Source organism: bacterium (assembly GCA_029210965.1).
GTDB lineage: Bacteria > BMS3Abin14 > BMS3Abin14 > BMS3Abin14 > BMS3Abin14 > JALHUC01.
The window spans coordinates 1-12,684 of sequence record JARGFZ010000031.1; the positions used below are offsets into that span (position 1 = coordinate 1).

Sequence of the window (12,684 nt, forward strand, 5' to 3'; positions counted from 1 at the left end):
TGGCTCATCAGCTCTTCCAGGATCTGGGGGATGACCTCGGGCCGGTGCTGGCCGTCCCCGTCCATCATGAGGACGATTTCGCCGCCAGCGGCCCGGATGCCCGTTTTCACCGCGGCACCGTTGCCGATATTGTAGGGGTGGGAAACGACCTTCGCCCCGGCGTTCTTTGCGGTTTCCACTGTCCCGTCTGTGGATGCGTCATCAACGACGAGTATCTCGTATTTTTCCCGTCGGTCATCCATGACCTTCCGGATGTCGGCTATCAGGGCCGGCAGGTTCCCTTCCTCGTTGTGGCAGGGAATTATTATTGAAAGAGCAAGAGCCTTCATGACACGGAGACTCGGAGACGCGGGGACACGGAGTAAAGGTCAGACGCGGTGACACGGGGACGCGGAGACACGGAGAAGAACCGACACGGCGACGCGGAGATCCGGTGGCGCGGAGATTCAAAGTTTTTGGATAAATCTACCATTGCTATTCCTTTGTTCTTATTGTCCAGTCGTTGGCCCCTGTCTGTTGCATATTGACCGAATTTCATCTATCGATGTTCTTTAGGTGTAATATACTTTCTAAGGGTTATCGCATATTGAGTAGCATATTTACTCAAAATATTGCATAGATGGCTGACATGTCAAGCAAAGAAATAGATGTTTTGAAGGTGTTGGCAAAAAAACTGAAAGGGCGGTTCTTTTCAACTGGTACATAGGTGAGTTTAAGGTTTTAAAACCCGGGCCGGGGCTTTCGTCCATCTTGTTCAGCCACCAGTATCTTGTTGTCAGTCAGAATATTCAGCTCTGTTCTCACGGAGTTGGTGGACACGTTGAATTCGGCGGCGAGCTCACGCAGGTAAGCTTTCATGGCCGGATTCGGGAAAAGCCTGACCAGGAGGTTCGTTTTCGTCTATGATGTGATGACGCCGCTGAGCATTGTTCCCCCGGACTCTGGAGCTTTCCGCTCATTGTTTCGCCGTGTCTCATGTTAAAGTGAGTAAAAATATTGCTCAAAATTAGATAGTCTTTCGGTACATGTCAAGGGATTTATTGTTCAAATCAGGATAGTTGAAGGCTTTAATTTAAAAGGAGTCTATAGTCATCAGGATCGATTGTATGTAAGATGCCCGAAGGTCTATCGAGCCCCGGTTATCCTGGCTGTGGGCTGAGTTAAGGAGGATGTTCCTGGATGAACTGGGTTCTTCTTTTTCTTTCTTACATATGTGCGTCGCTCATGGTCGGCGGTCAGTGGATGTGGAAAATAGGTGTGAGCGGGGAAAGTCAGGCTGTTGCCAACACAGGAGTGAAGTGGTGGATGGATCTGCTGCGTTCGCCCTGGATATGGTCAGGTTTGTTTTTCTATATCCTGGCCACACTGTTCTGGATCTACCTGCTTAAAGAGTATCGGCTGGGGATCGTTTATCCATTGATCATTGCTCTCGCGCTGCTCAATTCGACTGTTGTCGCGAAATTCTTCCTTGCAGAACCGTTTACAGTCTACAATTCCCTGGGTCTTTTTCTGCTGCTGGGTGCTGTTGTCCTTCTGACGGGAGGATCCTGATCAGTCGATCACGACAAAATTCCTGGTATTGTCTCTGAAGTGTTCCCAGCTGTTACCCTTATCAGCGCCGTGATCAACGATATGTTTTGAACAAAGCTGCGCTATCTCCAGGCAGTCACACATCCCGATATAGGAATAGGCACCCTGTCGTCCGATCGTGAACAGGTTGGAGATGGAGTCAAGTTCCTTAAGGAGTTCATCCACAGTCCTTCGAAAACCTTTGAAATAAACGGGATAGGCGTGATCACGGGTCACGATCAAAGGTTCGTCCAGAAGTTCGTCAGGAGAGGCCAGTCCAGCCCTGGTAAGATGGTCGATCACACGATCCGGATCGGGGTCCGGTTTGTAGTCTGCATCGAACGGTTCTTCAGCCGTCAGCACCGTGAAATCCGGTGGTACGGTATTTCCGCTGAAAGATTTCTGCTCTGAAACTCGTGTGAATGTGAACTCCCCCTCCGGGAAGAAGATCCATTGATCATCCATGACGCGCGGTTTATCGATACCGAGATAATACAGCCGGAGGGACCTGTATTTAAGGTTCGAAGCAAGAGAAACTGCTTCCCGGGCCAGGGGACTGATATTGTTGGCGAGGACTTCAAGAGGGATAGTGCTTATAACGGCGTCTGTCGCGTCCAGATCCCATGATTCCCCGTTGTCGGCGATAACCTTTTTAACAGTGCCGTTTTCCACGGCCAGCTCTGCCAGGGAAACACCCTTTTTAATGATCCCGCCCCTGGTTTCGATGGCCCCAGCGAGGGATTCTATGAGACCCTGGCACCCGCTGTTGGGGTAGAGGAAGGTATCTGCGTGAGTTGGAGCGTCATCCGAATCCCTGAAAATAAGGTTTTTGACCAGCGTCAGCAGGTTGGGAATAGCTACACGGGATGATGCCAGATCCTCGTCAAGCTCCGTTGGTTCTCCCCAGATCTTCCCGGCGTACTGCTTAAAAACCATCTCATATAAAGCCTTGCCGAACCTTTTTTTGAGAAAAGATTCGTAGGATCTCTGACTTTCTGATCCACCTGAAAAACTGGCCAGGCCGTAATCGAGGATGATCCTGGCGAACTTCCATGGAGGAAGTGCCTTGATAAGTTCCATAGTGGCAAGGGGATAGTTCAATTGCCGATTCCTCAAGGTGATCTTGCTTATCTTCTGAACCTGGTTCATCTCGGTGCCGGGAAGTAGCCTTTCGAGATCGTCGAGGACCGACTTGTTGAGAGAGAACAGTTTATGAGGGCCAAGATCCAGTTGCGCACCCTTCCACGGCACCGTACCTGACAGCCCACCGAGCTGTTTATCTTTTTCGAGGATAACAACCTGGTAGCCCTCTTCCGCGAGTTTCCAACCGGTAGAAAGGCCAGTGAGGCCGGCACCGATTATAGTAGCTTTGTTAGCCATCCATCTTTTCCTTCCTGGCGATAGTAAGTGTCTGGGACGCATAATAGGGGACCGGGATCCTGCTCATTCGCAGGATATTCAGAAGTTTGACGCCGGCCCTGGAAACGGTTTGATTATAAAGGCCGACCATTTTCATGAGATGACCGAATTCAAGGACCTGGATATAGGGCCGGTCCGTAACAGTCTGAAATCCTGCTGTCCGCAGCATCCGATGGAGTGTCTTTTTAGTGAAGTAGAAAATGTGTACGCTGAGAAGAAACCACCAGTGACGCCCTGCCAGACGGGCCAGCGGATCTCCAAAATCAGGAAAGTTTACAAGCAAAATGCCGTCTGGTTTCAGGATGCGCCAGGTTTCTTCCAGTTCTGATCTGGGATCCGGAACGTGTTCCAGTACGTCCCACATGGTGACTGCGTCAAAGGTGTTGTCCGGGAAATTGGCCTCTTTTAAGGTTCCGGTCTTTATATTCACACCCAGGTTGTCCCTCCCCCACTGAGCCATCCAGGTTGACGGTTCAATACCGACAGCCTCCCAGCCCGATTCCTCAGCTGCCTTGAGAAATGTCCCGGCGGCAGTACCGATATCCAGCAGGCGGCCTGGTGGTTTGTTGAAACGGTGGAGGAACTTTATGGTTCTGCGAAATGTGTTCAGGCGGGTCTCGAACTGGGAAACGTAAAGTTCATCCGGTGTCGTCGCATACGAATCCACAATGCTGTCCGCGTTCGGTCTCGGTGATACATAGACAAGTTCGCAGTCGCGGCATTTTACTATACGCTGGGAGCCACGTATTCCTCCGGATGCTGACAGGGGAGAGGGCTCGTCTTCCCTGTCTGTGGCAGGTTCTATTATAACTTTCTGCTCCCGTGAACCGCACAGGTTACATGGAACCTGTTCCGCCATTTCATTGCTGCTTATCTCGATAGACAAATTAACCTCCAGTAGTTCAGTTTTACCTAGATGTGAATCCTCATGAACGGTAAGGTTTTCATCAGGTTCATGTGAACAAAACGGTACAAGTTCATCTCCGCTTTCGTCTCAAACCTGCGTGTGAACGTTCTTAAGCCCATGGACATAAACTCAAGGGGGTCCTTTTTAGCCTTTGTCCTGAAATAGGTCCTGTACAATCGACTGCGCCACTTGCTCAACAACCTGTAGTCAGTTCTCCAGGTAGGTGAAAAGGTTCTCTGGGAAAGCAGCCGTTCGCCCGGGATCTGGTCGTCGATAGGCGTTCCCGGCATGGGTGTCACTATGAAGATGGCCACTTCATCCAGACCGGAACCCACCAGGTCGGAGATGTAGCTGCCCGTTAGTTCCCTGTCTTTATCTGTTTCACCCGGATATCCAAGGATAAAACACGCCTGGCTCCTGATACCTGCTATTTTCATGGCTGTTACAAGCTCAAGGGCTTTTTCATGGGGGAATTTTTTCCCCATTTTCTTCAGAAGCTCGCCCGAGCCCGATTCCGGTGAAAATGAGAGATAAGTAAGTCCTCCTTCTCTCAGGGTCTGAATATCACTCGTCTCAAACTTGTCTATCTTTGTCCCGCTTGGCCATTTCCACGTATAGCTGAAGTCTCGTTCCGTCAGAAGTTCAGAAACCTTAACAACGCGACCCTTGTCCACACCCGGATTGACGTCTTCCCAGTGAAATTCAGACACATCCAGGGAGTTTTCCCAATGGTGCATCTCTGTGACTATCCTCTGTGGAGTTTGTGCCCGCCATCTCTTCGATGTCATGGCAGGTATGCTGCAGAATCGGCACTGGAATGGACATCCGCGGCTGGTCAGAAGGGCAAGATATTTACCGCCTGCAGGACCGTGTGCGTAACGAAGATTCCAGTAGTTGGAGACAGGAAAGAGATCCCAGGCAAGAAAAGGTAGATTGTCCAGGTCATCAACCTCAATGTGGTCTGAGCTGGCAATCACCGCATTGCTATTATTGCCTGTGATTATTCCTGGTATATCGCCCGGTTGTCGATGGGATAGAACGGAACGAAGGACCTCGGCGGCATGTACCTCCGGCTCACCGGTCATGATGAAATCAACGCCACACTCCATAAATGATTCTGCGGCGTGCACGAGAGAATAGGAAATTACGGCCTGGGTGTTCTCGAAAACGCCGATGACAGTTGACGGGTATTCTTTTTTCAATCCCTTGATGAGTGCTCTGATCATCCCATGGATGTGGATGGAGGCAGAGTAGATAAGGACGATCCGCGCATCGCTGCCAACCATCTGGATGATCCTGTCCACCTTCAAACCCTGTGCCCAGGAGTCTCCAAAACGGTAAAATCTGAAGGGATCTTCGCCGAAGGCATCAAGAACTGTCGGTGCAAGATCTGATTCTCTGAGCACTGCGGCAAGACTGGCCATGCCATGGGGCATGTAGACGATACCGCTGCCCAGCAGATCACCTTTCTGGATTACGTTTGGCGGATTTATAAGGACTATTTTTGCCATGGTCCCAACGTGGGGCGGGGACTGTTCACAACATCGAGGAGCAAAGCCTGAAGGAGTGACTGGTATCCCAGAATAATTGGTAGGGCAGCCGTAATGACAGTTCCCGCCGGAGCAGGAATTTCCAGTCTCCAGTAGTAAATGAGCTTAACGATACCGAATCCGGTTCCAAAGCCGGTCAGGAAAAGTCCCATTATCAGGAGGACTATAACCGGTGAAAAATCCCTGAGCAGATACCTTTGAAAGATCCTGTAAAAAAACCCCTTAAGCAGAAAAACCGGGAATGTGATGAGGATATCCATGATCTTGAGGTTGGACTGTTCATCCCCATAACGCGCAGGCATCGGTATATCTATGGCAGGGATACTGTGGATGTTCAGGTTGATCAACATGCTGTTTTCAAAGAAATATCGTTTCGCCAGCTTTGCCGTGTCCAAAACGGCATAGCTTTCACTTGTAACGGCCAGAAAACCGTTCTGCGGGTCAAATATGTGCCAATAACCGGAAGCCATCTTGGTGAGAAAGGTCAGTATGATATTGCCGATTTTTCTAACGAACGGCATGGAATACAGTTCGGCTATATGGAGGAACCGGTTTCCTTTGGCATACTTGGCTCCACTGTCTATGATCGCATCGATCAGGCTGGAGATCCCTTGTGGGTCCATTTGTCCGTCCCCATCGAACTTGATGAGGATATCCATACCTTCCTCAAGACATCTGTTCCAGCCGCTAACCACGGCGCCGCCGACACCCTGGTTATGATCATGATCAAGTGGCCGGATCTTCCCGGATGCATATTCAGTAAGGATCTCGCCCGTTCGGTCCGTGGATCTGTCGTTTACGGGGAATGTCAGGTCCACAAAATCAGGGATACCTTCAAGGACCTGGGCGATCTGACCTTCGACATTGTAGCAGGGGATTGCAACCCCGATTTTATGTCCTCTGTACATAACCGGGTTATCCTCTTTTCTTCCTTTTTTTCCCCGCCCCGCTTTTGGTTTGTTCGGAGAGTTGCTCCGGGGCGCCGGCATTGTTAATGTTGCCGGCCGGCTTCCATCGTGATGAAAGAGTCACTAAAGTCCACATTGCCGTGAAAATAAGGAACGGTCGAAGTGGAATGGAGTGCCTGGGCAGGCCGACTGTTACCATATGCAGAACGGTTGTGGAAAGGAGGAATGCGTAAACATAATTCATCAGTTGGTCAGGTTGTCTGTAGGTTTTTCTCCAAAAGTAGATGATTATGGAGCCCAGGCTCAACAGGATAAGAGGTATATAAAGAATTTTCCATACCCTGTAAGTGGATTTTAGGAGCACAGAATCCTTATAGGGTGTGTAAACTACCGGGTAAACATAAATATCTCCCTGTCCAACCTGGATGTCCCACGACCAGAGCATACGAACCTTGCCATAGGTATACCACCAAAGATACTCCAGGGGATCCTCCGCCAGGCGTCTGGAAAATTCATCTATAATACTACCGTAACTGCTGGTAATTTCCTCCCACCTCGGATCATCTCTGTAGGGATATCCTTTCAATCGAGGGTTTTTGTAAGTGAGGTCAGGGTAAAGGCCCATTCCTAGAGTTACATTGACTGTACTGCTCGAACCGTTGCCGGTGCTTCCGGGAAGGTTCATGTTCCTGATCACCCACGGCGAATAGAGAAGGGCGAATCCGAGGGCAAAGGCGCCCAGCGCCGTTACGACCTTTCTTTGTTGTCGGGAATGGTCCAGGGCATATACAAGGAAAATGGCCGGTACCGTGAGCAGAAAAACAGGCCGGATCATTAAACACATGGCTGACAAAAGGCCGGTGATAAAATAAACAGGCCACCTGTCAAACTTGAATGAAATGCGGATGGCCGCAAACAGCATCACAATCAGAAGGATATAGGGGGTTTCTGAAAGGATGTACCCGGCCATGGATATTATGTGCGGCGCCGCTCCAAGGAGGAGCCCCGATACGACAGCCGGGATCTTACCCCATTCCATCCGTACGAGAAAATAAAAGAGTACCACTGTAAGCAAGCTCAACCAGGCGTTCATCAAAAGGATATTTTGCACCAGATCGTTTGTTGTTTTGGCACTGGAAATGAAGGGAGCGAGAATGATCGGGTATAAAGGCGGGACGTGATCATCAGGTGCAGGGTCAGCCGTCGTTTCTCCTGAAAATACACCGTGTTTTACAAGGTTCCAGCTGTGTAGAACGTAGGTGCGCGCATCTGCTCGAATAGGAGTGTCGACAATTACTTTGGATACATACTGAAAGCGCAGGAAACCCGAGAGAAGAACGACCAGAATAAATGCTATGATTTCAACCTTGTGTTGTTTAATGAATTCAAGAAGTTGTATCGGTAAAGGAGTGTTTATTGAAGGAGTGCTGTCAGGACTACTGTTCATGGAACGGTTATTTGCTCGATCAGCTTTGATCATGTTCCACCTCCGTCCTGTCCATCCTCAACTGGCTGATCTGCTCTGATACCAGGCCCAGCATGAAGATGATGACGGAGGACATGATCAGGAGCATGGACATGTTGGTGAACCGGTGGCTGGTGAAAAAGGTGTAAAGATAGTTGGCAAGACCGGCCAGGAAGAGAGTTCCGCTCATGGGCAGGAACACCCTGAAGGGGGAGTAGACCGTGGCGATCTTCGTGATGATGAGGAAGAACCTCGCGCCGTCGGAAAAGATCCGTATCTTGCTCTTGCTGCCCTTGCCCCTGGGAGGGGCTTCGATGGAAATGTACTTCAGGCTCAGGCCTGACCTCAGATAGGCCATGGTCATGGTGGTGGGGTAGGAGAAGGTGTTGGGCAGCAGGTAAAGGTAGCGCAAGGCGGTCTTGCGCCTGGTGGCCCGGAAACCGGACGTGAGATCCTGGATGCGGAACTTGGTGACGTAAGAGGCCAGCCAGTTGTAGATGGTGTTGGCCGCCAGGCGGTGAACGCCGGCGTGGCTTTTTGCGGTCCGGGCTCCCACTACAAGATCATGGCTCATCAGCTCTTCCAGGATCTGGGGGATGACCTCGGGCCGGTGCTGGCCGTCCCCGTCCATCATGAGGACGATATCCCCCGTAGCAGCCCGGATGCCGCTTTTAACAGCGGCCCCGTTTCCCAGGTTGTAAGGGTGGGAGACGACCCTGGCACCCGCAACTCTTGCCACATCCGCAGTTTCGTCGGTGGATGCATCGTCCACGATAAGGACCTCATAGGATTCAGGACGTGCATTCATGACGTTATTAATGTCCTGAATGAGCGATGGCAGGTTCCCGGCTTCGTTGTGGCAGGGGATGATTATGCTTAAATCCATAAGTTCCTTTGTGTTCGGGCTATTTAAAGGGCTAAACGGTTATTTGTTGCACTGTTGCGGGAGCATTTTTACAGAATGTGAGAATTACTGCAAGAACGATAGTTTTATCTTTAAAAGCGATAAAAAGCTGTAACGCAGAGGACCGCAGGAAGCGCCGCCTTCCAGGCGCTGCCGCAGAGGGCCGCGGTTAAACCAATAATCAAAGAAGGAGTAGATCTAACAGCGAAACTCTGCGGGACGTGCGGCCTACCAGTGAGCCGCCTCTGCGTAACTCCGCGTCAAGGCTCTTGGGGGGGTAGAGCTGTAACGCAGAGGACCGCAGGGACGCAATCTTACATGCGTTATCGCTGAAGGCCGCTGTTAAGCCTTAAATCTTGGTTTAGATCTGACTGCGCAATCTTATACCTGCGTTTTGGTAAAAATATTGCAACTGTAAAAAATCATGAGCGATCAAGCAAACTATACGAGGGAGCAATACAATCACTTCAGCGGCAAGGTCTTAGAGGCTGCCTTCAAGGTCCATTCTAAACTTGGTCCTGGTTTGCTGGAAAGAGCCTATGAATCATGTTTGGAATACGAATCTACACGAAGCTCAGTTGTTGACCTATCTCAAGCTAAGTGGCTTTAAGCTAGGATTACTCATTAATTACAACGTGTTACGTCTTAATGATGGGATAAAAAGGTTCGTTAACGAATTTTGACTGTGAAACCCACTGTCAAAGATTTTGATTGCCCAAATTGTTGTAACGCCCGGGGTCTCGGTTTTAACCCCTTGTGTTGCTTGGGTTTAACAGCGGATCTCTGCGATATGTGCGGCCTACCAGTGAGCCGTTTCTGCGTAACTCTGCGTTAGGGCTTTTATCCCAGCTAGAAAAGAATGCCCTTCTCTTCCATCTCCTTTACGATCACCTTCGCTGCCTCTTCCAGATCGTCAGATTCCAGGAAGCTTAGGTCTGTATTCTCGGGAAGTTCCCCCTTTTCGAAGGCCATGTGCACCGTCACAACATTGTGGGGATGGACCAGTTCCCTAATGGGCTGGTGGTCGGCTAGGGCGAAGGTGTTGGTGGTGGAGACCACGATCTGTCCTGAACGCAGCAGGATCTGTGTCACCTCGCTGAACCTCCTTACCAGCTCCATCTTGTCCGACTCGGGCAGGTCCCGGCCCAGGCTCAGCTGGATGTTTTTCGCGTCCAGCAGGTAGACGTTCTTCCCGCTGGAAAACAGCCGTCGCTCCAGGATCCGGCCCAGGCGGGCTTTCCCGGTGCCCTGCTCCCCGGTGAAGAGGATGAGGCCGGGGTTGTGTCCGCTCCGGCTGATCCGCTCGTTGAGCTTCACCTCTCCCTTTCGCCACAAAAACTCCCGAAGCCTTGCCTCCTCGCGGAACTCCCGCAGTTCATCCTCCAGGGGCTCCATGATGATCCCGCCCCCGCTGACATCGTACCCCTCCACGATGACGAACCGGCCGGTGGCCTCGATGTCCGAGTAGCGGTCAAAGGCTATTGGGTGTTTCGTCCGAATGGTGACCTCAGCAACTCCGTAGCGGGGGATCTCACCTGTGGAGCTGGTGGTACCCAGAGTCTCCGCGTCAATGGTGTTGTGGATGGTGACAACGTTCATCTCCATCTCCCGGGTGGCCAGGCGCAGGTAATAACTCTGACCCTCCTTCAGGGGGTTCATGCCCATCCAGAACACGTTGGCCCTGAACAGGGAGGACACATCCGGCGCGCCCTCGGCCAGGGAGGCGATCTCCCCCCGCTCGATGAAGATCTGTTCGTCCAGGGTAACCCCGGTAGACCAGCCCGCGGACACGGATTGCGGGGGGACGGAGACGTTAAAGGTCTCGATGGTCCGAACCACGGCGGTCTTGTTTGAAGGTGAGAACACCAGGCGGTCACCTATGCTCAGGGTACCAGCGGCGATGCGCCCGGCGATGATCCTGCGTTCATCAAACTTGTAGATGTCCTGGACCGGGAACCGCAGAGGCTGGTTAGCCGGAGGCGGGAGTATCTCAAACTTCTCCAGCGCCTCGAGAACAGTCGTGCCCTCGTACCACGGCATCTTCCCTGAGCGCTCGACGACATTGTCCCCCTCCCTGGCTGAAGCGGGGATAAAATACGTCGCGTGAATATCCAGTTCTCTCAGATAATCGCTGAACTGATCTTCTATCTTTCTAAATACGGATTCATCGTATTTGGAAAGATCCATCTTGTTGACCACCACCGCCACCTGGCGGATGCCCAGGAGGCTGAGCATGTATCCGTGCTGCCTGGACTGCTGGCGGATCCCCTCGGCGGCATCGATGACGAGGATCGCGGCGTCGGCCCGGGCCGCGCCGGATATCATGTTCTTTAAAAACTCCTTGTGACCCGGAGCGTCGATGATGATGTATTCCCGGTTCTTCCAGTTAAAGAAGGTCCGGGCCGTGTCGATAGTGATCCCCTGCTCCTGCTCCTCGATGAAGGCGTCGAACAGGAAGGCATATTCGAAGATCTTGCCCTGCTTTTCGCAGATATCCTTCACCTTCTCCACATGTCCATCGGGGATGGAGCCGGTGTCAGCATAGATCCTCCCCAGCAGGGTGGACTTGCCGTGGTCCACGTGGCCGACGAACACCACCTGGAAGTTCTCTTTGTGATCACTTTCCTGAGTCTGTGTGGGATTCTTTGTCGTTGTCATTACATGTACCCGTCTTTTCGGAGGATCTCCATGCCGCGGTTGGCATCCTGGGCCCGTCCCGACCTTTCGGGGATCTTGGTGGCCCTGAGTTCAGCGATGATCTCGGGAATGGTGGTGGCAGTGGAGTCGATCTTGCTGGTGCATGGAGCGCAGCCAAGGCTGCGGTACCGTTTCCCGTCGCCCTGGTCGAAATAAAGGTCTACAACTTTGACATGCTCCCTGTCGATATACTCCCAGACGTTGATCTCGGTCCAGTCAAGGAGGGGATGGACCCGGACGTGGGTTCCCGGGGCGAAGCGGGTCTTGAACTGGTCCCAAAGCTCCGGCGGCTGCTCCCTGAACTCCCAGTCGTTGTACTCGTCCCTGGCGGAGAAATACCTCTCCTTGGCCCGGGTGCCCTCTTCGTCGGCACGGACCCCTGCGATGATCCCCTCGTAGGCCCCTTCTTTCAGCGCTATTTCCAGCCCCTCCGTTTTGAGGGCTGTACAGCACTCGATGCGGCCCCGGTCAGGGTGCATCCCCTCGGCGAGGGCTTTATCGTTGGAGGCGACGACGAGCTTAAGGTTCAGTTCCTTTGCAAGGTTGTCTCTCCACTCGATCATCTCGGGGATCTTGTAGGTCGTGTCGATGTGGATCAGGGGAAAGGGAACGTGGCCGTAAAACGCCTTGCGTGCAAGCCACAGCAGGACCGTGGAGTCCTTCCCGATGGACCACAGCATGCCGAGGTTGCCGAAGTTCTTATAGGCCTCCCGGAGGATGTAGATGGATTGATTTTCCAGGCGTTCGAGATGATCCATTATTTCTCCTGTTGGTCGGTGTCCAGGTGTCAAGGTGTCTAAGTGTCAGCGTATCTAAGTATCCACGTATCTACGTGTCTAGGTAAATTCTTTGTCATTTGATTGATAAAATGTCTCTTCCTCTTTAACAAGCCACTGATCAGCTTGATTTGTCATTTTGACCAACTGTCCTATAATTCCCCTGTAATTGCTTTCGAGTTGAACCCGTTTCTCGCGATGCAAATAATTACACCGTTCTGCCATTTCCAGCCAGACAATCGTCTCGGCTGCTTCGCTGATTGAGTCGCTTAATTTGGCGACAAAGGCAGCTCTATATAGGCGCTTCATCCACGCCTCTGCTATATTGGAGCAAACTGAACTTGAGGAATGACGAATCTGACTCACCATTGAATACCTTTCCTCGGGTGGAAAGGCTTTAGTAGTTTTATATATATCCGCTGCCGCTTCAATAGCGTTTTTATAGACTTTTAATTCTGAAAAGTCCTGAACAAATTTTGTCATTTAATG

12 protein-coding genes and 1 pseudogene are annotated in these 12,684 nt (G+C 51.5%); 2 read left to right on the top strand and 11 right to left on the bottom strand.

Annotated elements, in window-relative coordinates:
- Together P1S59_10780 and P1S59_10785 are read right to left on the bottom strand one after the other, a co-directional pair.
- A partial coding sequence (locus P1S59_10780; GenBank protein ID MDF1526737.1) for a glycosyltransferase family 2 protein occupies nt 1-329 on the bottom strand: 329 nt, incomplete at its 3' end.
- Nucleotides 330-720: 391 nt separating this feature from the next.
- Nucleotides 721-858: a GntR family transcriptional regulator gene (locus P1S59_10785; protein ID MDF1526738.1), complete on the bottom strand. Its 138-nt coding sequence runs from the start codon at nt 856-858 to the stop codon at nt 721-723.
- Nucleotides 859-1,179: 321 nt separating this feature from the next.
- On the opposite strand from P1S59_10785, the gene P1S59_10790 reads away from it, so the two are divergent.
- On the top strand, nt 1,180-1,551 hold the full coding sequence (locus P1S59_10790; protein MDF1526739.1) for a hypothetical protein: 372 nt from the start codon (nt 1,180-1,182) through the stop codon (nt 1,549-1,551).
- On the opposite strand, the gene P1S59_10795 is transcribed toward P1S59_10790, so the two are convergent.
- The 6 genes from P1S59_10795 to P1S59_10820 are packed head-to-tail and all read right to left on the bottom strand — an operon-like array spanning nt 1,552 to nt 8,704.
- Nucleotides 1,552-2,949, bottom strand: coding sequence for an FAD-dependent oxidoreductase (locus P1S59_10795; protein MDF1526740.1), 1,398 nt, complete (start codon nt 2,947-2,949; stop codon nt 1,552-1,554). It abuts the gene before it with no gap.
- Nucleotides 2,942-3,874 (bottom strand): class I SAM-dependent methyltransferase, encoded by a 933-nt coding sequence (locus tag P1S59_10800; GenBank protein ID MDF1526741.1) that lies wholly within the window; start codon nt 3,872-3,874, stop codon nt 2,942-2,944. Before P1S59_10800 ends, P1S59_10795 begins: the two co-directional genes overlap by 8 nt.
- 26 nt (nt 3,875-3,900) lie before the next feature.
- The gene (locus tag P1S59_10805; GenBank protein ID MDF1526742.1) at nt 3,901-5,406 is read right to left on the bottom strand and encodes a radical SAM protein; all 1,506 of its coding nucleotides are present in this window, start codon (nt 5,404-5,406) and stop codon (nt 3,901-3,903) included.
- Entirely contained in the window at nt 5,394-6,353 is a 960-nt protein-coding gene (locus tag P1S59_10810) for a glycosyltransferase family 2 protein (GenBank protein ID MDF1526743.1), read from the bottom strand. The genes P1S59_10805 and P1S59_10810 overlap by 13 nt, the downstream gene beginning before the upstream one ends.
- Nucleotides 6,354-6,360: 7 nt before the next feature.
- The gene (locus P1S59_10815; GenBank protein ID MDF1526744.1) at nt 6,361-7,833 is read right to left on the bottom strand and encodes a glycosyltransferase family 39 protein; all 1,473 of its coding nucleotides are present in this window, start codon (nt 7,831-7,833) and stop codon (nt 6,361-6,363) included.
- Nucleotides 7,820-8,704 (bottom strand): glycosyltransferase family 2 protein, encoded by an 885-nt coding sequence (locus P1S59_10820; GenBank protein ID MDF1526745.1) that lies wholly within the window; start codon nt 8,702-8,704, stop codon nt 7,820-7,822. The genes P1S59_10815 and P1S59_10820 overlap by 14 nt, the downstream gene beginning before the upstream one ends.
- Nucleotides 8,705-9,146: 442 nt before the next feature.
- Here P1S59_10820 and P1S59_10825 point away from each other — a divergent pair.
- Nucleotides 9,147-9,405, top strand: a pseudogene (locus P1S59_10825) (GxxExxY protein).
- 166 nt (nt 9,406-9,571) lie between these two features.
- On the opposite strand, the gene P1S59_10830 reads toward P1S59_10825, so the two are convergent.
- From P1S59_10830 to P1S59_10840, 3 genes are all read right to left on the bottom strand, one after another.
- The gene (locus tag P1S59_10830; GenBank protein ID MDF1526746.1) at nt 9,572-11,380 is read right to left on the bottom strand and encodes a GTP-binding protein; all 1,809 of its coding nucleotides are present in this window, start codon (nt 11,378-11,380) and stop codon (nt 9,572-9,574) included.
- Nucleotides 11,380-12,177 (bottom strand): sulfate adenylyltransferase subunit 2, encoded by a 798-nt coding sequence (locus P1S59_10835; protein MDF1526747.1) that lies wholly within the window; start codon nt 12,175-12,177, stop codon nt 11,380-11,382. Before P1S59_10835 ends, P1S59_10830 begins: the two co-directional genes overlap by 1 nt.
- Before the next feature lie 78 nt (nt 12,178-12,255).
- Nucleotides 12,256-12,678 (bottom strand): four helix bundle protein, encoded by a 423-nt coding sequence (locus P1S59_10840; protein ID MDF1526748.1) that lies wholly within the window; start codon nt 12,676-12,678, stop codon nt 12,256-12,258.
- Nucleotides 12,679-12,684: the final 6 nt, after the last annotated feature.

Excerpts from the sequence above, each read along its gene's own strand:
- P1S59_10785 (MDF1526738.1), bottom strand. The coding sequence starts at position 858 with ATGAAAGCTTACCTGCGTGAGCTCGCCGCCGAATTCAACGTGTCCACC.
- P1S59_10790 (MDF1526739.1), top strand. The coding sequence starts at position 1,180 with ATGAACTGGGTTCTTCTTTTTCTTTCTTACATATGTGCGTCGCTCATG.
- P1S59_10795 (MDF1526740.1), bottom strand. The coding sequence starts at position 2,949 with ATGGCTAACAAAGCTACTATAATCGGTGCCGGCCTCACTGGCCTTTCT.
- P1S59_10805 (MDF1526742.1), bottom strand. The coding sequence starts at position 5,406 with ATGGCAAAAATAGTCCTTATAAATCCGCCAAACGTAATCCAGAAAGGT.
- P1S59_10810 (MDF1526743.1), bottom strand. The coding sequence starts at position 6,353 with ATGTACAGAGGACATAAAATCGGGGTTGCAATCCCCTGCTACAATGTC.
- P1S59_10815 (MDF1526744.1), bottom strand. The coding sequence starts at position 7,833 with ATGATCAAAGCTGATCGAGCAAATAACCGTTCCATGAACAGTAGTCCT.
- P1S59_10820 (MDF1526745.1), bottom strand. The coding sequence starts at position 8,704 with ATGGATTTAAGCATAATCATCCCCTGCCACAACGAAGCCGGGAACCTG.
- P1S59_10830 (MDF1526746.1), bottom strand. The coding sequence starts at position 11,380 with ATGACAACGACAAAGAATCCCACACAGACTCAGGAAAGTGATCACAAA.
- P1S59_10835 (MDF1526747.1), bottom strand. The coding sequence starts at position 12,177 with ATGGATCATCTCGAACGCCTGGAAAATCAATCCATCTACATCCTCCGG.
- P1S59_10840 (MDF1526748.1), bottom strand. The coding sequence starts at position 12,678 with ATGACAAAATTTGTTCAGGACTTTTCAGAATTAAAAGTCTATAAAAAC.